General features: G+C 60.6%; 28 protein-coding genes. 5 read left to right on the forward strand and 23 right to left on the reverse strand.

Going from position 1 to position 22,649, the window contains the following annotated elements; translation table 11 throughout:
* Positions 1 to 54: 54 nt before the first annotated feature.
* The 21 genes from GC121_RS07490 to GC121_RS07590 all read right to left on the reverse strand — a co-directional run bounded on the left by GC121_RS07490 (position 55) and on the right by GC121_RS07590 (position 16,795).
* The gene (locus GC121_RS07490; RefSeq protein ID WP_234421159.1) at positions 55 to 1,239 is read right to left on the reverse strand and encodes a phage tail sheath subtilisin-like domain-containing protein; all 1,185 of its coding nucleotides are present in this window, start codon (positions 1,237 to 1,239) and stop codon (positions 55 to 57) included.
* Positions 1,240 to 1,250: 11 nt separating this feature from the next.
* Entirely contained in the window at positions 1,251 to 1,631 is a 381-nt protein-coding gene (locus tag GC121_RS07495; protein ID WP_151973544.1) for a GPW/gp25 family protein, read from the reverse strand.
* Positions 1,632 to 1,722: 91 nt separating this feature from the next.
* Positions 1,723 to 2,343 carry a phage baseplate assembly protein V gene (locus tag GC121_RS07500; protein WP_234421160.1) on the reverse strand — a complete coding sequence of 207 codons (621 nt, stop codon included), beginning with the start codon at positions 2,341 to 2,343 and terminating at the stop codon, positions 1,723 to 1,725.
* Positions 2,340 to 2,984, reverse strand: coding sequence for a hypothetical protein (locus GC121_RS07505; RefSeq protein WP_151973546.1), 645 nt, complete (start codon positions 2,982 to 2,984; stop codon positions 2,340 to 2,342). The genes GC121_RS07500 and GC121_RS07505 overlap by 4 nt, the downstream gene beginning before the upstream one ends.
* Positions 2,984 to 3,373: a M15 family metallopeptidase gene (locus GC121_RS07510; RefSeq protein WP_151973548.1), complete on the reverse strand. Its 390-nt coding sequence runs from the start codon at positions 3,371 to 3,373 to the stop codon at positions 2,984 to 2,986. The genes GC121_RS07505 and GC121_RS07510 overlap by 1 nt, the downstream gene beginning before the upstream one ends.
* Positions 3,370 to 3,768 carry a hypothetical protein gene (locus tag GC121_RS07515; RefSeq protein WP_151973550.1) on the reverse strand — a complete coding sequence of 133 codons (399 nt, stop codon included), beginning with the start codon at positions 3,766 to 3,768 and terminating at the stop codon, positions 3,370 to 3,372. The genes GC121_RS07510 and GC121_RS07515 overlap by 4 nt, the downstream gene beginning before the upstream one ends.
* Positions 3,755 to 4,138, reverse strand: a complete 384-nt coding sequence (locus GC121_RS07520) for a hypothetical protein (protein ID WP_151973552.1) — start codon at positions 4,136 to 4,138, stop codon at positions 3,755 to 3,757. Before GC121_RS07520 ends, GC121_RS07515 begins: the two co-directional genes overlap by 14 nt.
* On the reverse strand, positions 4,135 to 6,771 hold the full coding sequence (locus GC121_RS07525) for a hypothetical protein (protein WP_151973554.1): 2,637 nt from the start codon (positions 6,769 to 6,771) through the stop codon (positions 4,135 to 4,137). Before GC121_RS07525 ends, GC121_RS07520 begins: the two co-directional genes overlap by 4 nt.
* Positions 6,771 to 7,220: a hypothetical protein gene (locus GC121_RS07530; protein ID WP_151973556.1), complete on the reverse strand. Its 450-nt coding sequence runs from the start codon at positions 7,218 to 7,220 to the stop codon at positions 6,771 to 6,773. The genes GC121_RS07525 and GC121_RS07530 overlap by 1 nt, the downstream gene beginning before the upstream one ends.
* A gap of 4 nt (positions 7,221 to 7,224) precedes the next feature.
* Positions 7,225 to 8,466, reverse strand: coding sequence for a hypothetical protein (locus GC121_RS07535; protein ID WP_151973558.1), 1,242 nt, complete (start codon positions 8,464 to 8,466; stop codon positions 7,225 to 7,227).
* The gene (locus GC121_RS07540; RefSeq protein WP_151973560.1) at positions 8,466 to 9,104 is read right to left on the reverse strand and encodes a phage tail protein I; all 639 of its coding nucleotides are present in this window, start codon (positions 9,102 to 9,104) and stop codon (positions 8,466 to 8,468) included. Before GC121_RS07540 ends, GC121_RS07535 begins: the two co-directional genes overlap by 1 nt.
* Positions 9,101 to 10,012: a baseplate J/gp47 family protein gene (locus tag GC121_RS07545; RefSeq protein ID WP_151973562.1), complete on the reverse strand. Its 912-nt coding sequence runs from the start codon at positions 10,010 to 10,012 to the stop codon at positions 9,101 to 9,103. Before GC121_RS07545 ends, GC121_RS07540 begins: the two co-directional genes overlap by 4 nt.
* Positions 10,013 to 10,100: 88 nt before the next feature.
* Positions 10,101 to 10,676: an SLATT domain-containing protein gene (locus tag GC121_RS07550; protein WP_151973564.1), complete on the reverse strand. Its 576-nt coding sequence runs from the start codon at positions 10,674 to 10,676 to the stop codon at positions 10,101 to 10,103.
* A complete protein-coding gene (locus GC121_RS07555; protein WP_255478890.1) occupies positions 10,673 to 12,013 on the reverse strand; it encodes a hypothetical protein in 1,341 nt (446 codons plus the stop codon). Before GC121_RS07555 ends, GC121_RS07550 begins: the two co-directional genes overlap by 4 nt.
* Positions 12,014 to 12,049: 36 nt before the next feature.
* Positions 12,050 to 12,535, reverse strand: a complete 486-nt coding sequence (locus tag GC121_RS07560) for a phage virion morphogenesis protein (protein ID WP_151973566.1) — start codon at positions 12,533 to 12,535, stop codon at positions 12,050 to 12,052.
* A complete protein-coding gene (locus GC121_RS07565) occupies positions 12,528 to 13,013 on the reverse strand; it encodes a phage tail protein (RefSeq protein WP_151973568.1) in 486 nt (161 codons plus the stop codon). Before GC121_RS07565 ends, GC121_RS07560 begins: the two co-directional genes overlap by 8 nt.
* Before the next feature lie 10 nt (positions 13,014 to 13,023).
* Positions 13,024 to 13,239, reverse strand: coding sequence for a tail protein X (locus GC121_RS07570; protein ID WP_151973570.1), 216 nt, complete (start codon positions 13,237 to 13,239; stop codon positions 13,024 to 13,026).
* A complete protein-coding gene (locus GC121_RS07575; protein WP_151973572.1) occupies positions 13,236 to 13,736 on the reverse strand; it encodes a head completion/stabilization protein in 501 nt (166 codons plus the stop codon). The genes GC121_RS07570 and GC121_RS07575 overlap by 4 nt, the downstream gene beginning before the upstream one ends.
* A gap of 133 nt (positions 13,737 to 13,869) precedes the next feature.
* Complete coding sequence (gene gpM / locus GC121_RS07580) at positions 13,870 to 14,619, reverse strand: phage terminase small subunit (protein WP_151973574.1); 750 nt, start codon at positions 14,617 to 14,619, stop codon at positions 13,870 to 13,872.
* Positions 14,620 to 14,728: 109 nt separating this feature from the next.
* Positions 14,729 to 15,865 carry a phage major capsid protein, P2 family gene (locus tag GC121_RS07585; RefSeq protein ID WP_151973576.1) on the reverse strand — a complete coding sequence of 379 codons (1,137 nt, stop codon included), beginning with the start codon at positions 15,863 to 15,865 and terminating at the stop codon, positions 14,729 to 14,731.
* 69 nt (positions 15,866 to 15,934) lie between these two features.
* Positions 15,935 to 16,795, reverse strand: a complete 861-nt coding sequence (locus tag GC121_RS07590) for a GPO family capsid scaffolding protein (protein ID WP_151973578.1) — start codon at positions 16,793 to 16,795, stop codon at positions 15,935 to 15,937.
* Positions 16,796 to 16,832: 37 nt separating this feature from the next.
* Here GC121_RS07590 and GC121_RS07595 point away from each other — a divergent pair, with 37 nt between their 5' ends.
* The 3 genes from GC121_RS07595 to GC121_RS07605 all read left to right on the forward strand — a co-directional run bounded on the left by GC121_RS07595 (position 16,833) and on the right by GC121_RS07605 (position 20,758).
* Positions 16,833 to 18,887 (forward strand): terminase large subunit domain-containing protein, encoded by a 2,055-nt coding sequence (locus GC121_RS07595; protein ID WP_199857794.1) that lies wholly within the window; start codon positions 16,833 to 16,835, stop codon positions 18,885 to 18,887.
* Positions 18,888 to 18,913: 26 nt separating this feature from the next.
* Positions 18,914 to 20,038, forward strand: a complete 1,125-nt coding sequence (locus tag GC121_RS07600) for a phage portal protein (RefSeq protein WP_234421161.1) — start codon at positions 18,914 to 18,916, stop codon at positions 20,036 to 20,038.
* A gap of 285 nt (positions 20,039 to 20,323) precedes the next feature.
* A complete protein-coding gene (locus GC121_RS07605) occupies positions 20,324 to 20,758 on the forward strand; it encodes a hypothetical protein (protein ID WP_151973580.1) in 435 nt (144 codons plus the stop codon).
* An 18-nt stretch (positions 20,759 to 20,776) separates the two neighbouring features.
* Here GC121_RS07605 and GC121_RS07610 read toward each other — a convergent pair whose 3' ends face one another.
* A complete protein-coding gene (locus GC121_RS07610) occupies positions 20,777 to 20,974 on the reverse strand; it encodes a hypothetical protein (protein ID WP_151973581.1) in 198 nt (65 codons plus the stop codon).
* Positions 20,975 to 21,008: 34 nt separating this feature from the next.
* Here GC121_RS07610 and GC121_RS07615 point away from each other — a divergent pair, with 34 nt between their 5' ends.
* Complete coding sequence (locus tag GC121_RS07615; protein ID WP_151973583.1) at positions 21,009 to 21,239, forward strand: hypothetical protein; 231 nt, start codon at positions 21,009 to 21,011, stop codon at positions 21,237 to 21,239.
* On the opposite strand, the gene GC121_RS15290 is transcribed toward GC121_RS07615, so the two are convergent.
* A complete protein-coding gene (locus GC121_RS15290; protein ID WP_199857795.1) occupies positions 21,236 to 21,412 on the reverse strand; it encodes a hypothetical protein in 177 nt (58 codons plus the stop codon). The genes GC121_RS07615 and GC121_RS15290 overlap by 4 nt on opposite strands.
* 602 nt (positions 21,413 to 22,014) lie before the next feature.
* On the opposite strand from GC121_RS15290, the gene GC121_RS07620 reads away from it, so the two are divergent.
* Positions 22,015 to 22,584 carry an HD domain-containing protein gene (locus tag GC121_RS07620; protein WP_151973585.1) on the forward strand — a complete coding sequence of 190 codons (570 nt, stop codon included), beginning with the start codon at positions 22,015 to 22,017 and terminating at the stop codon, positions 22,582 to 22,584.
* The last annotated feature ends 65 nt before the right edge of the window (positions 22,585 to 22,649 follow it).

Below are 22,649 nucleotides of genomic sequence, written 5' to 3' on the forward strand. Positions count from 1 at the left end.
CACAAGAGGGGCGGGCCGCTGCGCTCAAGTAGCGAAGCGGTAGCGCGAAAAAGATCAGACCAGCTGGTCAGCGAAACCGGCGTAATAGAAGTCAGTGATAACCAGATCGACATTCGGGTTTTCGAGCGGCGCGACCGGCGTGAACTGGATGCGGAAAACAGGGCGGCCCTGCGCCAGTTCCTGTGCACTGTTCCGGTCGGCATCGAAGAACATTTCGGCGCCCTGGATGCGGCCTTCGGTCACCAGCTGGCGGAACCGCGCATTGCCGGTTTCCAGCAGGTCTTTGATAAGCCCGCTGGTGATCGGCTGATCGATGAAGGGCGCGACAATCTGTTCGACGATTTCCTGCAGTGCGAAGCTGGTGCGAACCGCGCTTTCGAATGCGAATTCGGGCTGCTGGTCGCTGGCGCAGGTGCGGTTCCCCCAGAACCGGAAGCCGCTGTTGCGAATGATCGTGGTCACTTCTTCGGCGTTGAGCAGGCCGGCAGGGGTCGAAGGGTCGGTCAGATCGAAGTGAACGTCATATTCCAGGCCGGTGACGCCGATCATCGGGACGTTCGACAGGGTCTTGTGCCATCCGATCGATTCATCGATCTGCGCGCGCAGGCCGAGCGCGCGGGCAATCGCATCGCCGCCGCCTTGCGCGGTGTCAGGCCAGATGACCATCAGTTCGCGATGACCGAACTGCTGGCGATAGGTGATCGCCTCGGCTTCATCCACGGCAGGGGTAAAGCCATCGGCGCCCTTTGCGCCGGCATAGACGAAACCGCGCAGCTTCTTCGCCACGGCGACCATTTCTTCGACAACGGGCTGGCTGTCCAGCGCAGGCGCGCCGATGATGGTCGGCTTCACGCCCAGCTGGGTCGAAGCGGCCAGCAAGGCCTGCAGGCCGGTATAGGTGCCGCCATCGGTCGCCCCGATGACATTGGCATCGGTTTCGGGCTGGTCGGCGCCTTCTTCGACGCGAACGACAATAACGAACGGACTCGCCTGGTCCCCGATCGCGGTCAGTGCAGGGCCGAGCGTTCCGCCATCGCCAGCCTTGCCGGCAGCGATGTCGACATCGCCCGAAATCAGGACGGGCTGATTCAGCGGGAAGGCAGCGTTCAAAGCGGCTTGTGCCTGCGCATCGCCGGTGGTGGTGGCGGTCGCGATCAAGCCAATCACTGCCGAAGACAGGGCGGCCAGCGCGCGCGGGCCGGTGGCGGATTCGGTTAGGGTCAAGCCGTGATGAAACATCATTCGTTCCTTTAGGTAGCGACCGCGCGCTGGCGCGCCTGGCCGAAGTCGATCGGGATGGTAAGCGTTTGCAGCTGGTTTTCTGCCGGAAGGTCATTGCGGCGCCCTTCGATGCGCAGGGTCAGCTTGCCGCTGGCAGGCTCGCCCAGCAGGTTCACGCGGGTCAGCTGGATGCGCGGTTCCCAGCGCGAAAGGGCAATGGCGGTGGCGGCGTGCAGCAGCATTCGCAGCGCCGCGTTAATCGGGCGATCGATCAGTTCGAACAGCAGCGAACCATAATCACGCCGCATGACGCGGCTGCCCAGCGGCGTGGACAGAATATCGCCGATCGATTGCGCCAGATGCGCTTCGCCCGAAAGGGCGCGTCCGGTGGTTCTGCTGGTGCCGTTCATGGTGTGCAGCAAAGCGCGGTTCGCGCGCGAAAGGCCAGCGGCTGCGCGGGTGGATGCCGCTTTGACCGCCGCGCTTCACAAGGTTCGCTGGTTAATCGGGCTTCAGTGTCTTTGCCTGGCCGGATTGAACGCCGCTGTGAACGTGGTTTTTCAGGCTGACACCGCCGCCCAGAACATCATCATCGGCGGTTACAGTCTCGGTCACTGTCGCCGCCCCGTCAATCGCAACATCGCCGCTAATGTCGACATTGCCCAGGATGGTGACATCGCCGCGCAGGGTGATGCCGCCAGGCGCTTCGATCTCGGCAGTGGCGCCCGCTGGCAGAATGGCGCGCAGCTGGCCGGCATCGGCATCATAGGTGATCTGCGCGCCATCGGCGAATTCGATCATCTCCATCGCTGTGCTGCCGAGCGGCGGGAAGTCGTTTTGCCATAGGCCCGGCAAGGCAATGGCGCTGCCGATCTGGCCATCGGGTGACAGCAGCAGAACCTGTTCGCCGGTGCTGGGCGGTGACCAGATGCGGGTTGCGCCGGCGCGCGGTGTCAGCCAGCGAATGGGCGGGGTTTCGGCAGGCGCGGCATCATCGGGGTCACCATAGAGCACAATGCAGCGCGCAGCGCCCAGATCGACCGACAGCACGGTTCCGATGCGAACCAGCGCCGCGATGTCGGCAGGGATGTCTTCGACCTGGCGGCGCTTGCTGTAAGTCACCGCGATGATGCGTCCTGCAGGCGGCTTGCCAGCGCGCTGCCGGCTTCGGCCTTGATGGTGTTGCGGGTGCAGATGCGGACATCTTCAGCGGTAACGGTTACGAATTCGGGCTCGGTTGCGATTCCGTTTCGGGCGGTGCCATTGGCGTCATCAGCTTCGGCTCGGTCCAATCCTGCACTGCCGGCGTCATCCAGCTGGGCCGTTCGACCGGTTCCAAAAGGATCTTCGGCGCGGTGATCGCGGGCGGCGGCAGGGGCTGCGCTGGCCTGGCATCGATCACGCGCGGGCCGCATCCCGCCAGCAGCAATGAAGCGATCAGCATCGCGCAAAGCGCGCTCGGTTTCGGTTTCGGCATTTCGGTCAATCCCTTCGGCAATGTCGCGATAGGTCGCTTCCTGTTCTTCGCGCGCGGCCAAGGCCAGTTCTTCAGCCTTGGCCTGCGCCTTCAGCATGGCATCGATGGTCGCCTGGCGCGTTTCGGCGGTTTCAATCCATCCGGTGATCTCCACCGGCCAGACCTTCAGCCCTTCCAGGCGAACGGTCTGGACAATGGCAAGGCCAGCCAGGGCGAGGATAATCGCCCCGATCAGCGCAAGCCATCCGGCCTTCAGCGCGATCTGCGCAGTCGCCCAGCCAGGCATCACGCTGGGTAACCTTTCCAGGGCAATTGCCAATGCGGACCATCTTTGAAACTGCGCCAATCGCCTCCCCATTCGATCGGGACATCCAGTTCGCGCGCGGCTTGCTTAACGGCGGCGGCGATCTTGTAATAAAGCGGCCAATCCCAGCGGACTTCACCATCGACATAGGCGCCCAGATCGACAGCATGGCCAGTGAGGTGGCGGCTGTTCATGGTCTTGCTGGCGCCCTTGGCGACCAGCTGGCGCTGGCGGGCGCGGGTGCGCAGACCTTCCAGCACGGTGAAGTCGACTTCGGTGATTTCGATCGCGCGTTCGACAACCTTCACCAGATCGGGATGAACGCCTTCCAGGCGGGACTTGCTTCGCTTCGACAATCTGAATTTGGTCATCGGTCAGTCTCCAATTTATGCGGGCCGCTCGCCTTCAGTTGTTGGCGCAATTCCAGCAGGTGGAAGATCGCCGAAATCCAAAGGCTGACATGGCCTGCATCGAACAGCCATTCGAAGCGCGGCAGCGAATCCAGCCCGCCATTCAGCGCCAGCAGCAGTCGGCCATTGCCAAAGCAAAGGATGGCCGCGCCCAGGAAATAGGTGCCCGCGCGGCGCAGGGGCGAACCGCGTTCGATCAGCCCAGCTTCGAAAATGAAGACGAATAGCGCCACATATCCGATCGCGACGGTGACGGTGTTGCCGAGCGTGAACTCGGCCAGCCCGAAGGCTATCAGGACAGTCAGCGGCAGCAGCCAGACTTCGGGCGCGGCGCGTAGCTTCTCAAGAATCCGCATGATCGCTTCCCCTTTCGAAGACCGGCAGCTTGCCGGATACAAGGCGCTTCGCAATCCAGCGTGATGTCAGTCCGGCAATGCCCATGACCAGCTGCAGCGGCACTTCGGCAATCCAGGACAGAACCGCCCACATTGCCGCAAAATGCGGGTGCAGCATTCCGGCAAATGCGCCGATCAGCAGCGCAACGCCCAGCGTTGCCCAGACCGACATTCGATGTTGCGGCGGGCTGACGAACATTCCCGCATAACCGCCCGCCACCGCGAACAGGAAACCGGAAACGACTTCCGGCCAGGGCGCGGCAAAGCCGAGCGCGCCGGTCACCAGTGCCATGAAGCCGCTGAAGGCCTGCATCTTCGCATCGACGGTCATGATGCGGAAACCGCTGCAATGGCTGCCGCTTGCGCCTGGGCAAGATTGCTGGCGAAATCAGCGCGCTTGATAATGGCACAACGGCGGAACGAACCGGTCGCTGCGCTGGAACTGCGGCCGATTCGGATAAGCCCGCCAGTGCGCGAAAGGTTTATGATGTGAACCGTATGTTCGGCGCCATCATCCAGCGCGGAATGGAAGGCATCGCGCGTTGCGATCGGAATGCCATCGACTTCAATCGTGAAGGTCAGCGCCGTGCTGGACCCTCCCCAATAGAATGGACCGGAATCGACCAAAAAGGCGCTGCCGCCATCGCCTGATGCCGCATCCTTTGTGAAAGTGAAGATGATGTCATAGTCACCATTGCCCTGCACGCGGTCCATAAACGTGGCCTGGTCAGGATAGATCGCGCCCAGCGCGGCATCAGGTGTCGGCGCAAAGCTGGGACCGGCTTGCAAGAATGGTTCGCCGCCATTTTCATCGATGGCAGTGAACTGGTTCAGTGTTGTCGAGTCGGTAAAGTCGAAATAGCCGCTATCAGCGGAACCGGCGATCAAAGCCAGGAATGCAGCAGATTCGGCAGCGGCGCTAAAGGCAACGCTGGGTTCCGCATTGGCGCTGCCTTCGCTATTTGTCGCGGTGATCTCGCATGAAATGGTCGCTCCGTTCGAAAGGCCCATACCGGTTGCGTCAAGAGTGATCGAGCCCGATGTTTCGCCAGGAATGTCGACGCCATTTGCCTGCCATTGGAACGCAATTGTCGGCACAGGGAAGCCTGCAAAATCATAACTCAAGCTAAGGACTTCACCATCTTCGGGCGTTCCGATGATGGCCGCATTCGACAGGCTTGGCGCTGAATCATCTGGAACCCAGCCCAGCGAAGCCTTGAAGGGGACAACGGCCTGGTCAGCATATGCCTTGTGCGCCAAAGGCCCAGGGTGGAGTCCGCCGCCGTGCCAAGTGTCGCGCACTTGCGTATTTGCTGCGGCGAAGGCTGCAGAACCGCCCAGGAAGGCAAGAGACACGGTAAAGGGTCCATCACCGACAACACCATCGACCTGCGCGGTCCGAACCGGATTTACGCCATCATAGAATGACAGATATGCGCCCAGCGGCGGCGCATCGTTAAAGATCGCATCACCGCTGCCCGAATAGTCGCTCGCCAAAGTCGTCGTGAAGGGTCGAAGGGCAAAGATGTCCCGCTGGGCGCCGGTATCTTCGGATGACACACGCCATGGCGCGAAACTGCCCTGGATTGTTCCATCGGCGCGGAATTCTGCATTCGGATCGCCTAGTCCGTCTGGCCCACCGAACGCCGCGTTGATCTGCCACCGGTTGCCATTGGGATACTCTTGATGAATGCTTTGCGGCGACTGATTTTCGATGGTGTTGTAACCATCACTTGAAACTGGATAGGGCAGCATTTCGGCCTGATAGGCTGGCGTTGCTGCGCTCCCACCGATCGCGGTTCGGAAGGTTGCGAAAAGCGATCGATAACCTGCCTTTTGATCTGTGATCGGCGCGGTCGAACTGTTCGTTCCATGCTGGCAAATGATCGCATCGGCCAAGGGCTCGCCACCGGAAAGCGCGCGGGCCTTTTCCAATAACCAGAGCTGGCGCGGGAAAGCAACAGGATTGCCATGCGTTCCAGCCAATCCGCCGGCAGCCATCCCCCAGCCAGGTATGCACCAGTTGACCATCTGGACGCGGCGGCTCGCGATATTGTCATCCAAGCCCATTTCGAGGAAGCCGAAGGCGCCACGCGAAGTTCGGAACGAATTTCGGATTGTCTGATCGGAGCCATAGCCGATGCTATCGCCAATAGTGAAAACAGAAATTTGGCCAGCGGGTGTCCTGACCATCATCGCGCTGGGCAGCAGTATTCCGCCACCGATGTTCGAGTAATTCGAAGAATCCGAAAGGGTGGCCAATTGGGAAGATGCGGCGCCTTGTGAGCGGGCATCCTTTACAGTGCCACCGAAGATGCTTTCGGTTTCAACGCTTCCGCCGATGACGCGGGCATAGGTGCCGTCGCTGATATGCTGCGCAACGCTGAAATGCTGGGTCACCCTTGCCGGAATCGGATTGGCAGGTGTGAACCTGACCCAGCGCCCATATTGGGTACCGGCGTCCGAAGGGTCGATGATAACGGAGCCATAGCCGCCATCGATCAGTCCAGGCGATCGCTGGCCGCCTTCATCGCGCGTGGCCATACCTTCGATTGTGACAACGGAAGTTGTATCGACTTCGCCGCCTGCGCCTGGCGTTTGCGCGGCAAAAGCCGCGAATGCGAACCAGACATCGGCGACTTCGAAATCCGGCATACCGACAGCGAAATCGCCGGCAACAAAGTTGTTGCCAGATTTCGTGGCGAGCGATGTAGGCAAGCGTAGGCCAACGCCCGCGAATTTGAGCGGCGACAGCGAAATCGTCTCTTGCCGCAACAAGGCAGCTTCAGCGCGAACCGCTGCATCTTCAGCGCGTTGCGCTGCCGCGTTGGCAGCAGTCGAAATCGCTGCCAGCAAGGCGCCGATCGACAATCGCGTAGCCTCGCCATTCTTGACCAAAGGCAGCACTTCATTGCCATCGATCAGCGAAGGCAAGATTTCTGGAAGGTCGGAAATTTTTGGCACTAGTCGATCTCCGGCCAAAGGGGATTGGCGGCGATCGGATAATCGCCAAGGCTGGCAGCTGCCGCGCTGCCGATGTCTTCTTCGATCAGCGCCGATGCCTGCCGAATGGCATCGATCTGCGCAAAACGGGCCGCGCCTTCGGGGCTCGGTTCGCGGCTGTCATTCAATTGCCGCCACATGGGTGCGACAGCATTGATGCGCCGCGCGGCTTCGATCTTCACGGCCTTCACCAGTTCGGCACGCCGCGCATCGGCGGAAAAGCGCGGAACCTGCAGCATAGGCTTGCCGGCCTTGTCGGCGGCGATGACCTTGCCTTCGGCCTGGCCATCCATCAGCTGCGAATGCTTTTGTGCGGTGATCTTGACCGCATCATCGGGAATGGCATCGCCATGCAGATCGCTGTCGAAGAAAGCGGGCTGGCCATCGACCAGGGCGAAGTAAATCGTCATCGGCCTATCTCCCGATCGCAATGTAGGAAGCCAGGTGCGAAGTGGCGGCATTGTAAGCCACGCCGCTGAAGCGGGTCAGCGTTTCATTGCGGAACGCGACCGCATTGTCCTGCGCGCCGAAATCGGTGACCGAACCGTTCGCGATCGCTGCATAGCATTCGTTCGGGAAAGCGATCGGCCAAGTGACCGTTGGCGAGGAATTGCCATTCGCCATGAACCGGCCATGCTGGATGATGAGCCCGCCGGTGCCAGGAATGGTCGCGTAACCGTTCGTGATGGCAGATCGCGGGAAGCTGGCGAGCGAAAGCGGGGTCAGTGCCTTGTTATTGATGATCTCGGCAATGGCTTCGGCGCCGGTGGCGGCCAGAACCTGCAGGGTGCGATTGGCGGTCAGATTGCCGCCACCGGTCACCAGCCCGCTGCCGGTGATGGTGATCGCTTCCAGCGAATCGATCAGCGCCTGCAGCGCTGCATCGCCATCGCCGCGATTGACGACTTCGGCATCGATCAGCGCCTGAAGTGCGGAATCGTCATTCTGTCGCGCTGCCGATTCACCGGCCAGCGCGGCCATGACAAAGGCGATGCGGCTCGCCAGCTTCAGCGGGGTGACCGCGCGCGTGTCATCGATCTCGGCATCGACTTCGGCCTGGGTCGCCAGTTCGATGACGCCTTCGACATTCTCGGTCGCGCTGCTGAAGCCGCCGATCAGCGCAGCGATGACCGCCGCCAGCTTCAGCGGTGTGACAATGCGTTCATCATCAGTGCCGGCATCGACTTCGTCTTGTGTGGCGATCTCCGCAACGCCTTTGACCGTCTCGGTTGCGGGCGGATAAAGGAACGTTGCATCGCCGAAATCGATCGCGCCGGCATCGGTATCGGCGAAGGCGATGTCGACCGAAAAGAGGAAGGCGCCGATAGACGTTTTGCGAATGATCGCGGTCGCCTGCGAATAGGTGGCGAAAAGTGTGCCATCATGCAGGAAGAGCCCGAAGCCCAGAACATCATAGGTGTCGGCATCGGAATCCTGCGCGGTCATGTGGATGACCGTTTCGCTGACCGATTGGCCGCTGACCGTGGCGATGCGCTTGGCCTCGTTTGGCAGCGCGGTCAGCGTCGGCGCGGCAGTGAAGGCGCGATCGCTGATGCCCAGCTGGGCGATCACGATATTGGCGGTGTTGCCGGCCTGCGCGTTCACCAGCGCATCCAGCCCCGCTTCGGTCAGCACAAGGGTGATCGGTTCGGACATCAGGCGGCCTCCAGGAAATTGCCGCTTTCATCCTGCAGCGGCTCGCCATCTTCGGTTTGCAGATAGGTCGACCAGACAGGGTCGGCGGCGGCGGTTTTGTCGGCAATGCCAGCAACGCGGCCATGCAGCGCGACGGTTGCCGCGCCGATCAGGCCGATCTGCGCCTGCGCGCGCAGGCGGTGGACAGCCAGCATATGGCTGCGCAGCGGCTTTACCTTGGCTATGTCGCGCAGCAGCGCTTCGACCAGCGCTTCATCATAGGTGACCGCCGACACGGAAGGCGCGGGCAATTCCAGGCGGAAGGTGTGCGCGGCCAGGTTGGCCTTGTCTTCAAACCATTCGACCAGACCGATCAGCGGGTCGAACCGGTCCAAAACCTGGCGCAACGATGCCCGCGTTCCCTTGCATCGCTGGTCGGCAATCGCGCTCGCCACCGCCGCGCGCTTTTCCGCCTCGGTCCAGTTCGCATCCCAGAAATCGACCGACACACCCCATGCGAGAAAAGGCAGCAGGCCGAGCGGGCAAGTCGCAGGATTCCACAGATCGCGCAAAGGCGTCGGCACTTCGGCCAGTTCGCCAGCAGCGGCGCTTTCGATTGCGCGTTCATAGGTGGTGGCGTTCGGCGGCAGCAGCGTCATACGTCCAGCCCCGCAATGGTGATGGCGATCGGGTCGGCATGGGCGGCTTGCGTTTCGCCGATGGTGACATCGGCAGCGGGCGCGACAAGGTCGACATTTTGGACGCCGGCAACATGAAGCGCGGCGAAGATCGCGCTGCGCGTGATGTCGCGGCCAATGCGGCGATTGGTCGCCAGCAGATCGGCCAGCTGCGCTTCAGCCGTGGCGAGAATCAGCGCCGAATCCGGCCCAGGGTAAAGGGTCAGCTGCGCATCGATCGCGAAGGTGATGATCTCGGCAGATTGGACGGTGACTTCATCGGTCAGCGGGCGAACGTCATCGGCATTGGTCGCGGCTTCGACTTCGGCCAGCAATTCCGCCGGCGCAGTGCCATCGCCATCGCGCGCCAGCACACTGACCAGCACTTCGCCAGGCGCGGGGCTGGTCGCGGCGACATCGGCGACATCGCCCGATGCGGCCAGCGCGTGGAAGACATAGGCAGCAGCAGGACCGGCGACCGAAAAGCTGTCAGGCGCCTGCAACACGCGGCGGCGCAGATCGGCATCGCTTTCGAACACGGCAGGCGCGCCGGTGTCTTCATTCGCGGGCGTGATTTCGCGGCGGGTGACGCCATAAAGCGCGGCCAGCTGGTCCAGATCGCTGCCGCCGGCAAAGGCCAGCATACAGGCGCGCGCCGCATCATTTACCCGCTGGCGCAGAACCAGCACTTCATAGGAAAAGACCTCCAGCAGCTTGATCGCCGGTTCACTTTCCAGATCGGCAGTGAATTGGGGAAAGGCCGCGATGAAGCGCGCCTTCATCTTCGCCAGAATCGCTTCGAAATCCAGTTCTTCGATAACCGCTGGCGCCGGCAGGCGCGACAGGTCAATCGCGGTGGACGTTGCGCTGGAAGTGGTGGCGGCGGGCATGGGGGCTGGATGCCCGCGCCATATCGCGCGCGTAAGGGGCTGGGCGGGTGGATGCGGCTTTGACCGCGCGCGATGATGCGAGTTGAACTTACAGTATTATGTAGCGATAGACCGCTGCTGCGGTGCCAGAAAGTGCAAGTAGTGCAACCAGTAGCTTGAGCGTCGTTGGCACTTTATCCCTCCAGAACGTCAGCTTCAATTCGTCAACAATCCAATCGACCTGGTGCTGGCCAAAGAACTTTAGATGAGCCCACCAGTCGCTGAGAAAAATCTGTCGACTAATGCTGATGTTGTAATACTCGGCCTCAATAGCATCGAGTTCAGTCTTTGCATCCTGCACCGGTTTGCCTGCATCCACACTGCGGTATAAGGCCCGAAGCTGGTTGAATAGCTTGGTTAGAGATTTCCCAGCGACTTCGTATTCGCCACTTCGATAATTCGCAATGTATATCAATCCTACGCCTACAATAATGAGTATTGCGCTTGGTGTCTTGTCAGCCAGCCAATCTGTAAAAAGAGCGAAGATGCTGACTGCGAATGATGCCCAGCCAATCCACCCTGGCATCTTTTCGACCATGTCGAAGGTGGCGAAGTGCTTTTTTGCCCCGAAACCTACGTTGTAAGCAGTTTCAGCAATTGATCGCTTTAGATCGTCCCGCGTCATAGCGCCTCCTCATCATCGATGCGAACGTGGATCCGGTCTTTGGCGACCACTACGTCATTTATCACTGCATAGCACTCGACAATGTGATCGCCGAAAAACGTGCTGGTCTCGGTCTTTTCGCCGCGACCTGCATCCATGACGATCTGCCCGCGTATCATTTTGCGCCTAATTGCTCGCGGTCCACGATTAAGAACCTTCCAGTAGAGCGTGTGAGGCGTGGGAACGTCGTTCCGGACGATATGGAATCGCAGGGACTTGGCGACTGGTAGGAACATCCCAAGGCGGTACATCTCGCGCAGCAAGCGTGGCCGGAAACCGACTTGATTGACCTCGCATTCGATGCGCAGCGGATAACGGATGTCGACGCCGAAGCGATCTTCGATAAACTGTTCGGTGTTTTCTGCGCTGAAGCCCGCATCTTCAAGCACCGCAGCCTTGACCAATTGGCCCTCAGCTGCTGGAAATCCACGACCGATAATCGCGCGCCAAGTCTCATTCGCCTTCGCGGTCCCCTCGGCTTCGCACGCTTTCACGGCCATCGCATGCGCTTTCTTGGCCTTGCGCTTGAAGCTTTTTTTGACCTTGACGTGCTGCCCGCTGCCTAACGCGTTGAAGCGATTTTGATCCGGCAACTCGCTGAGATATTCTAGGAAATCTCTAAGCATCCAATCGTAGTAGGAATAGCTGCGGTCATCGTATTCGTCGGTTCCGGAAAGATAGTTGAAGGCGAGCGTATCGATCAGCAGGCCGCCCATGGCCACGCCGTGCTTGTTCTTCCAAGCGCGCGCCATCTTGCAAAGAGCCCGGAGATTCCCGTTCTTTTCAGCATCAGCTGCCCCGATCGCATCGATTTCTTCCTTCGGACGGGTGGTTTTCCACGCGCCACCATTGTAAGTATCCGGATATAGATAGCCGCCGCCCTCGGCGGCGAAGACTGGTTGCACTTCAATGTGGAACTTCTGATAGAGCACCCGAACGACCAACCTATCTACTTTGACCACGGTTTTCGGGTATCTCGCTTTGATCGCATCCGAAGCGGCGGTGAGCAATTTTGATTGGCCGCCCTTTCGATAATCTTCCCATGCGCTCGCTGGCATTATGTAGAGCATATCGAGATCGGAAATGCCCTTAATCGCCGTTTTTCGCCCGTAAGAGCCGACCTGAAGACTATTGCTTGTTTTGGAATCTGTATCCCTAAAGCACTGATTTAGTGCCCTCGTTATTTCGCCATATCGAAGAGAAATAGTCGCGGCATTATCGATCGCGATGCTTTGCAAGAATAGCTTGAAGTCTTCGGACGTAGATATTGGCGTACCCTCCCTTGTCGGAGAGAGCATATAGGGTGGCGTGCGTTGCGTTCAAGAATGCAAAAACTATGGCGGCGTGTCGAACAGTTCGGCGGCGATGTCGATCGCGGCTTTGTCATCCTCTCGCCCGAAACCCAACAGGCGGCGCGCCGGATAGCGGGTGTATATCTTGCGGCCATCGGGGCCGCGCCCGACATAGCCGCGCAGGCCGAAATGATGCTCGGCAGGGATGCGCGCCTTGCCTTTGGGCGCCATTTCCACGCTATCAGGCCGCGCGGTGATCTGCCATCGGCGGGCATAACGCAAACGCTTGAACATTGTGCCGCCAGCCTTTGCGCGAACGCGCCCGCGCCGGTCCAGGCGGCTTTTGCGTTCTTCCATCGCCCCGCCATCGGGTTCGACATTGTCTTTGATGCGGGCAAGGTTTGACCGGCGCAGCGCCTGACCTAGCTTCAGCAGCGCGCCGCGCCGTTTGCCTGGCGAAAGTCCCTGCAGGATGCGCCCGAACCAGCTATCCAGCCCGTGCAGCGCATCGGAATCATAATCAGTCATCGGCAACAATCGTATCGACGCCGGTCAGCGGCGGCGTGTCATCCAGCTGCAGCGGCAGCGCAGGCGATGCATCGGTAAAGAGCGGGTCAGGCTCGGCCTGATATTCGATCTGCCAGCTTTCATCCTGGTTCTGGGTCACGCTGACATTCTCGGTCAGCGGGATGGTGAAAACGACATCGGCGGTGTCATTGTCTAGGATGTCGGTTTCGAAGCTGTAGGAATTGCCGCTGCCGGCGCGCAGCAGATCGGGCTGGTTCACGCGCGACCAGCGATTGATCGCATGGGCGATCTGCGCGACATCGGTCTTCACTTGGGTCAGCAGAACCGAAAGCGGGTATTCGAAGGCAAAGCCATGGCTTTCGGTCTGGCGCGCGCGAACCGCGCCATCTTCGACCCAGATGACCAGGCGATCGGGCTGTTCGCGCAGTTCCGGCAGCGCGGCGGTCAGCGCTTTGCGAAGGCTGGTCGGCTTTTGCATGGCTTTGCCCCTAATCCCATAGCTTGACGGTTTGCCGGCGGGCGGCCTGCTGCGCTTCGGCAGCGGCTTCGGTCAGGTCGACTTGCGTCCCGCCAGGCAGCTGCGCGCCCAGATCGCCCAGCCCTGGATTGCTCGCCAGTGCGCGTTCGGTGACGCCGGCAGTGCGGCCCAGAACGCGCCAGCAAATGGCATCGATGGTTTCGCCCTGCTGCGCGGTGGCGATCATATCAGTTCGACCACATTGCGGCCCAGATCGGGCTCGCCTGCTGGGCCGAGCCCGCGCAGATCGGAAACCGCTTCATAGGCTTTTCGGCGATAGGAATCGGCGGTCAGGCGCTTTTCGTCTTCGCGGTCCAGAATGTCATCGGTCGCGCTGACATCGGTATGCGTATCCATCAGTTCGGCGGCGGCGTAATAGATCAGGATGCGGCGCCAGATCACTTCGGCCATATTCTCGCCCGCCAGCGTGGCATCGCTGACATCAGCAAGGCCGGCGAGGCCCGCTTCGGCATGGGCGCTGCGCCAGGCGGCCAGCGCTTTGATGCCGGCCAGCATCGCGGCGATCACAGCTTCGGCTAGGCGGGCTTCGGTAACCGCGCCATCGCCGATGCGAATGCGCGCGCGAACAGCATTTGTATTGATACCAGGGAACCAGCCATCGGCTTCGATCATCTGGCCTGCTGCCGGTTCGGCATTATCGGGCGGCGCTGTAAATCCGGCCATGGTGGTTCCCTAATCAATTGGGGGAGTGAGAAAGGCGCGACAGCCTTCGGTGTTACCCGCGCTTATCGTTCCAATCGCTCCCCCAGCGCCGTGGGGCGATCGGTAGCAGGGCGGCGGAGCCGACCCGCAATCTCTATTCGGTCGCGGCCTCTGCCTCGGCAGCTTCGCGCAATTTCGCCAGCTGGCGTTGGACCTGTTCGATGTCCTTTTTGACGCCCGCCGCTTTGTCCAGGGAGAGCGCGCGCTTGAGCTGCGCCAGCGCTTCGGTCAGGAAGGCGGCGGCGCCACCGGCGGGCGCGCTGTCATCGCTCGCATCGAAGGCTTCGGCCTTGGCGCGCCAGCTTCGGCCCAGCGCCTTGTGCAGCTTGGCCTTGGCGGCATCGGGCATATCGGCATCAGCGGTCAGGCTTTCGATGCGGACCAGCAGCGCATGATCGACCGTAATGGGGGCATCGATTTCAATCTGGGCAATGTCTTCGCGTAGGAAACAGGCAACGCTGCGCTTGTATCGTTCGGGCATCGCCAGGCCGTGGCGCAGTGCGAATTCGCCGATCTTTACCGCGACTTCGAATTCGCCGATGTCGATCGCCCAGACCATGCAGGTCATCACGATTTCATCCTGGACCGGTTCATCAGCATCGACAACGCCCATGACCCAGGGCGCGAAGCTGGCCAGGAATTGCTTCTTCAGCGGCTTGCGCGCTTCATGGCTTTCGACATCCTGCAGCTGGCGCAGATTGTCATGCAGGCGAACCTTCAGCGCCGCATATTCCTGGCCGGCTTCGGTCGCTTCATCGGGCGCGGCGATCGCGGTGGTGGCGATGGCTGCGCCGGCAGCGGCAGCCAGCTTGCGCTGGCGGTTGCGAAGAAAAGGGCTGGTCATGCGGGGCTCTCCGAAAAGGTGGCAAGTGGTGCAGCCGCCGGCATAATGGGGGGCATTATGCCGGCGACCGGCAGGTCGGCGCGGCCATGTGGGAACCGCGCCAGATCAGTTAGGGCGCGGGCCGTGCGCTGGCTTCGCCCATGACGATATTCTCGACCAGAACCGCCAGTTCATATTCTTCGATGACGTAGGCTTCGTTCACCGATTCATAGTTGGCGATGCGATCATATTCCGGTTCATCCTTCAGCTGCCGGCGGCGGCTGCCTTCCTGCCAGTAGATCGACAGGTTCGACATTTTCGTGATGAGCACGGCGTTTGCAGGGAAGCCGCTGACCCGATAGGCGCGCAGGCCGCCAATCATCTTGGTCGATGCCAGAATGCGGTCGGTCGCTTCCTGTTCGGTCGCGGTGTTGCCGGTCTGCTGGGCGATGTTGAAATACTTGTCATCCAGCAGATCATGGCCAACGATAACGACCAGATCGGTATCGCCGCGGTGCGCCTCGTGAATGCCGCGCTTGGCGTCCAAAACCAGCGCATCCAGCGAAGAATAGTCTGCAGCGGCATTCAGTTCGCTGTCAGCGACTTCGGCGTCGTAAAGGTCGACACCGGCCTTCACATAGATCGCGTCCAGCGCATCATCATCGCTGCCATCGCTATGCACGGTCAGCGCGCCATCAGACATGACCTGGGCAGGCGCATCGGTGCGCAGCTTGTGCAGCCAGCCCTCGTTTACGTCCTGCAGCAGCGGGTTGGCAGCGCGGTCGGTATTCGCCGCCGCGCTGGTGCCGTTGAAGCCGATCAGGATGCGATCGCGGGCCTGGCGGCGCAGGATGCTGTCGCGCAGGATGGTCTGGAAATCGGGCTTATGCGCCCAGGCATCGATCAGCGCATAGGGCTGCGACCAATCGTAATTGGTCTTGCGGCACAGATACCGATGCTTTTCATCGGGATTGCCCATGGCTTGCGGGTTGCGGCGATTGCCGCCGCTGGTGTCCTGGCGGCCCGCGATCGAACCATCGACGCCGACGCCCAGGACCGCGCCTTCCTGTTCGGAAACGCCGATCATGTTAATCATTTGCAGGAATTCGTTCGTCTCTTCGAGACGCGATTCCAGCTTCTGTTCGACATTCGGGTCGACGTTGAACTTGACCGTGCCGGCATCAGGCGCGGCCATCGCCGGCAGCGAATTGAGCAAGGCAATCTTGCTAACGAAAGCGCCGAAAAGCTGGCGGGTGCGAAGTTTCATGGTTTTGGCGTCCTTAAGCGAAGTGATGCGGGGCTTCGTTCGGGGTTGGCGTTAGGGTTGCGGGCTGGGTCAGCAGTCGGTTTCGACCAGTTCGCCCTGCGCGCCAGCAGCGGCGGGGCGGGCCGAATAGCCAGGCGCGGGGTCGGTCTTCAGCTGGTCTTCCAGCTTCTTCACGCGCAGGCTGAAGCTGTCATTCTGGTCGGCGATCTGGGCCTGCAGCTTGCCGATCTCGGTCGAAAAGGCCTTCCCCATGTCTTCGAACATCGGGCGCAACGTGGCGAAGGCAGCGGCAGCATCACCGGCCTGACCAGCCTTCGGCTTGTCATCGCCCTTGCCGGCATCGGCATCGCCGCCGAACTTCGCGGCAAAGCCATCCAGCATCCCGCCCAGCTTGGTCAGGAAGCTGGTGCCGGCATCGGTCGGCGTTCCGTCATCTTCGGCGAAGGTGAGCGCGAAAGCGCTTTCCGCATCATCGGTGCGCAGAACCAGCGAACCAGGCATCTGGCGATTGAACTGCATCCGTTCGGTCGCGATCGATGCGGGGCTGTCGGTCAGCGCAACGCCCATCAGATAGGCCTTGCCGGTGCCGGCGAAGTTCGGCTGAATTTCGACCGAAGGGTAAAGTTTCTGGCCGGCCTTGTTCATCGCCTTGGCCTTGTCATCGACATCGAACGTGCCGAACAGCGCGACCCGCTTTTCGACCTTGTCATGCAGCTTGATTTCGACTTCCTCGGTCGATAGTTCCAGAACATCGCCATAGGCGCCGAAATCGCTGCCAGGCACAACGCCGCGAATGTGTTCGATATTCAGCCGCGCGCCATAGGTGTTCGGGTCATAGCCTTCGGCCATTTCGCGCAGCATATCGGCGCTGATCTCGCGACCGTCCACGGTGGCGCCGGCGACAGCAAGGCGGAATTTCTTCGTTTTCATGGGCTAAACTCGCTTCCAGTGTTGCGGCGCCCTGCCTTTGACAGTCCAGGCGCATCGGTATCGCCGCCACAAGGCTGAAACCCGCGCGCCGATGCAATGTCGCGCGCGGGTGGATGCGGCATTCACCGGCCAAGGCGATAGACCGCACAGCCTGCGCGGGGTGCATGGCAACGCCATGCACTTGCTGCCCGCCCATGCCGGTGAAACCGAACTGACCGCTGCCTATCTGCAGCGCTGCGCGCGCTCGCTCTATTGGCGGGGCTGGCCGCTTAACGAAATCGCCGCCGAACTCGATGTGAAATACCAGACCGTCGCCAGCTGGAAGCGGCGCGGCAGCTGGGATGATGCGAGCCCGCGCCAGATCATCGAAGACCGCATCGAAGCGAAGATCGCCAGCTATCTGGACCGGCCCGATTTCAACGAAGGCCATATGAAGCGGGTCGACTTCCTGACCCGCCAGATGGAGCGCATGGCGCGCATCGCGAAGTTCGAACGAACCGGAAAGGAAGGCGATCTCAATCCGAAGATCGCCGCGCGCAATGATGAAGCCGCGCAGGCCAAGCGCGATGACAAACGCCGCAACTTCCTGAGCCGTGAAAACTTCCAGGCGCTGCTGGATGACTTCCACGAAAAGAACTTCGCCTATCAGGCGGGCTGGTGGGCGCAGCGCGACCAGCGAACGCGCAAGATTCTGAAATCCCGCCAGATCGGCGCGACCTGGTATTTTGCCCGCGAAGCGCTGGCGAAGATCGCTGAAGATGTTCTGGCCGGCAGGCAGCCGCGAAACCAGATATTCCTCTCGGCATCGAAGCGCCAGGCGATGAAGTTCAAGCGCGAACTGGTCAGCTGGGTGAAGCGGGTCTGCGATGTCGATCTGGCCGGCGACCCGATCATGCTGGATTTCGGCGGGCTGACCGGCCCGCCCTCAAGTAGCGAAGCGGTAGGGCAAGAATGCGATGGCGAGCCTTTGGCGCTGGACCAGGTCGGCCTTTATCCGATTTCGACCAATTCGAACACGGCGCAGGGCGAAAGCGGCGACTTCTATTTCGACGAATTTTTCTGGGTCCATGGTTTCGCCACGCTGCGCAAGGTCGCTGCCGCGATGGCAACGCACAAGATTTACAAGCGGACCTATTTTTCGACGCCATCGACCAAAACGCATGAAGCCTATGCATTCTGGTCAGGCGAGGAATGGAACCAGGGCAAGGCCAAGGCAAAGCAGCGCGAATTTGATTGCAGCCATGCGAATCTGGCCGGTGGCAAGATCATGCCCGATGGCAGCTGGTGCCAGGTGGTTACGCTCGCCGATGCGATTGCCGGCGGGCTCGGCCAGCTGGTCGACATCGATGAACTGCGCGAAGAATCCAGCGAAGATGAATTCCGCAATCTTTACGGGTGCGAATTTGTCGATGATGCGGCCAGCAGCTTTCCCTGGCATCGCCTGGCGCCCGCGCGGGTCGACAGCTTCTATCGCTGGCGCGATTTCAAGCCCGCGCTGCTGGACATCCCAGGCGGCAGGCCGTTCGGCGATGCGCCGGTCTGGCTCGGCTATGACCCGAACAAGCAAGGCCGCGATGATGCCGCGCTGGCCATTGTTGCCGCGCCCGATCAGCCTGGTGTCAGCAAGCTGCGCTGCCTGGACAAGTATCGCCTGAATGATCGCGACTTCCAGGGTCAGGCCGATTTCATTCGCGACATCGCCGCCCGCTATAATGTGACCGACATTTCGATCGACACTACAGGCCACGGGCGCGCGGTGTTCGAACTGGTGAAGCGGTGGTTCCCTACGGTTCGCGCGATCGAATATTCGGTCGCGACCAAAACCGCGCTGGTCATCAAAGGACAATCGCTTTTCCGCGCGAACCGTGTCGAATTCGATACGGGCTGGACCGATGTCATGCAGGCTTTCATGGCCATCAGGCCCACGCTGACCGGCAGCGGGAAGGGTGTCACCTATACCGCCAGCAGGAACGGCCAGATCGGCCATGCCGACATCGCCTGGGCCTTCCTGCACGCCTTTTCCAATGAACCGCTGGACGTTGCCGCCGCTGCCGAAGCCGCTGCCGGCGACCAGTTTATCGTCTCCGACTAATCGCCGACCAAAAGGATCTCCGAACCATGACCGAACTCGCCATCGACGCCGCCACCAAAACCGGCCCAGAAATTGCCCCCGAAACGGCGATGGCCATCCCCGATGATGCCAAAGCGATGGTCTTCAGCTTCGGCGATGCCGAAAGCGTTCTGGATAGCCGCGAACTGGCCGACTATTTCGAAATCTATCATAACGGCAAATGGTTCGAACCGCCGCTGCCGATGGATAAGCTGGCGAAGGTTTTCAATATGGCGCCAGGCCATCGCAGTTCGATCGCGCTGAAGGTGAACCTGCTGGTCGGCGTTCATCAGCCGACCGCCCAGCTGTCGACCGATTCTTTCGAACGAACCGCGCTGGATTTCCTGCAAATGGGCAATGGCTATCTGGAATCGGTGCCGAACCGCGCGGGCGGGCTCGCCATCGCGCGCCACGCGCCCGCTCGGCATATGCGCGCGCCAAAGGATGCCGGCGCCGGTTACTTCTTTGTCGGCGCCAATCCCATGGGCGAGTATCGCGGCAGCCCTGCCATCCAGGCCGAACACCAGTTCCGGCCTGGCGCGATCTGCCATCTGCAGCAGCCCGATGTCGCGCAGGAAATCTATGGCTTGCCCGAATGGCTATCGGCGCTGCAGGCGGGCCTTTTGAATGAGAACGCGACCCTGTTCCGCCGCCGCTACTATTTGAACGGCGCCCATGCGGGCTTCATCCTCTATGTGAATGATGCCTTCGCCGACAACGAAACCGCCGACAAGGTTCGCCAGGCGATGAAGTCGACCAAAGGCGTCGGCAACTTCAAGAATATGTTCTTCTATATGCCAGGCGGGAAAAAGGATGGTGTGCAGCTGATTCCGGTCGGCGATGTCGCGGCAAAGGATGAATTCACCGGCGTGAAGAACATCAGCCGCGATGATATGCTGACCGCGCATCGCGTCCCGCCACAGCTGATCGGTATCGTGCCGACCAATGCCGCCGGCTTCGGGAAGGTCGGCGAAGCGCTGGACACGTTCTTCCAGATCGAAATCGTGCCGATCATGCGCCGCATGATGGCGATGAACGACTTCTTCGGCGAAGAAGTGCTGCGATTCGGCAATTACAGCGCCAGCGATGGCAGCCAGATCACGCCGACAGGGGAGCGTGTTGCAGTCAGCTAAGGGCCATTGGCCCGCACACTTCTCAAGGTTAGTCAAACCAAAATGCGACAAGCCGTGTAAGGTCCGCGAATTATCCCCGACCCATTATCCGCCACCGCTATCGAATCGCGCTGGCGCCTCACATAAGTAAATGTGGAAGCCCCGCCATTCTTCTGATCAGGCGGGGCTTCCCCGAAGGGCCAACGGCCCACCGGCTTCACAAGCGCGTCATTGCTTCAAAGCAATCGCTCGGTCAAGCTGATTGGTTCTTCGGTTTATTGCTGAAACCATAAGGAACTAAAACCAATGACCGATTACTCAATCACTTATGTTCATAACTCTTTCCACATTCGCCGCTATCTCGCGAACCAGGGCGGGGTGCCGATCGGGCATTTTTCGGTTCTGACCGAAATGATCTTCCTCTTGATCGCGCCGCTGGAACAGCTGGGCTATGAACTGCCCGAACGTCTCTGGCCGGATATTTCATCGGGCCGGTTCTTCGCCGGCTTCCTGCGCGAAGAACATGGGCTGTCGCTCCGCGATCTGCCGACCTACGTTCACAAGTTCGAAGATGACAGGAAGCCGGTGCTGGCGAAGGCCTATCCCGAAGACCTGCTGCCGCTTTTCCGGCGTTATTTCCGCGAAGTGTGGCTGCCGACCCGCGCGCCTGGCTATTTTGCCGAGCGCGACCCTGCCGCGCTTCCCTATCTCGAAGTCCTGCTGCAGCGCCTGGCGGCATGATCTGGCGGCGCGCGGCGATCAGGTAACGCCGCGCGCCTTCCAGAATTCTCGCCAATCATCGACATTGTCTTCGATGCTGCAGCCTTCGCCCGATGCGCTTGCCAACGCGCGTTCGATTGCGGCCAGCTGTTCGCGCGTCTCGCAATGATCGATCGACCGCCGCGAACCGGCGATCTCATTTCCCTCTGGGTCGGTCACGAATAGATAATGGCGCATTGACGTTTGTTCCGCGTTCGTTCCTTTATGGGCCGTGGTTAGGCATCGGCTCGATTCGGTCAACGATTTTGCGCGGCAAGGGTATCTGCTGCGCATCACCTGCAATGTCTGCAGCCATTCGGTCGATGCCGACCCGATCGGGATGCTGGACCAACTGCACCGGCTAGGCCTGGGCTATGGCATCGCCGATCTGGAAGGGCGGATGAAATGCCGCCGCTGCAAATGGCGCGGCGCCACCATCACCGCGACCGACCCAGCGATCTAAAGCCAGCCCGCCACACAGCTTGCCATGCTGACCAGCATCAGCACCGCGATCACTGCAAATTCGATCTTCAATCGCATGGCGACCGGACTGCGCCGATCGCGCGCCCAGGGCAAGCCCGATGCGGCCTGACCCCATCCATCCAGCCCCGCGCGCCGCGCTCGCCCCCACGCCACGCCTGCGCCTTCTTCGATACGATTTATGCATGATCGGCTTGCCCGCTGCATCTGGCGGCGGGGTGTGTGTGCGGCAAAGGCATAACATTCATAACCTGCCACGCGAACCGGCCAGAAAAGCCCAGATTTCCGCCATTTCTGAAGTTATGTCGGCGGCATTATGCGACATAATATTTCGACCGGCTTTTCATTACCTCTTTGAAAAACCATCCCTTTCTAAAGACCAGATATTACATTCAATTGATATAATATAATTATACCAATGTTATAGAAAGATTATGTCGTAAGTCTCTGAAATGTCGAGAATGTTAGGAATGTTATGCCTTTGCCGCGCATACCCGTCACCGTCATGGTTGGTGACGGGAAGCTGCGGAAAATTGAAAAAATGCGCCCGCTCGCGCAATCTGCGCGGCAGATGATCGGGTGAATGCGCTATTATGCAGGAAGGCTAGGCGGCGACCTGAAGTGTATGCCGCTGTGCAAATCCAACTCCCGCAACCACCTGAAGACCCGTTCAAAAGCAACGCGCCAGACGCCCGACAGCTCCGCTGTCGGGCGCGCTTGCTGTTGCGCTTTGGCAAAAAGGAGTATGCCACTTGCCCATGAGCTATACCGACCGGTTCGACCAAGCGCTCGCCTATGCCAGCCGCATCCACCGCCACCAGCAGCGCAAGGGGGCGGACATTCCCTATGTCTCGCACCTGCTCGGCGTCTGCGCGATCGCGATCGAGAACGGGGCGAGCGAGGATCAGGCGATTGCCGCTTTGCTGCATGATGCGGTTGAAGACCAAGGAGGTCAGCCGCGGCTGGAGGAGATTCGCGCCAGTTTTGGCGATGCTGTTGCGCAAATTGTTTGGGACTGCACCGATAGCGATACCGAGCCCAAACCGCCGTGGCGCGCGCGCAAAGAGGCCTATCTTGCCAGTCTGGAGCACAAACCTGCAACTTCACTCGCGGTCAGCCTTGCCGACAAGACACATAATGCGGGCGCAATCACTGCCGATATGCACACGCACGGTCAGGCGGTGTGGGAACGCTTTACCGGAGGCCGCGAGGGCAGCCTGTGGTATTACCGCGCGCTGGCGGAGGTCTTTCTGCGACGTATTCCGGGCCCGGCCGCGCAAAGGTTCGTGCGACTGGTTGCCGAGATGGAAGCGCTCGACGCCCGCTAATAGACTAAGGCGTGACCGTGCGGTCATCGGTTATCGTCCTTGGCTATCGATACCCTCGCCATTGG

This window comes from Erythrobacter sp. EC-HK427, assembly GCF_902498745.1.
Taxonomy (GTDB): Bacteria; Pseudomonadota; Alphaproteobacteria; order Sphingomonadales; family Sphingomonadaceae; genus Alteraurantiacibacter.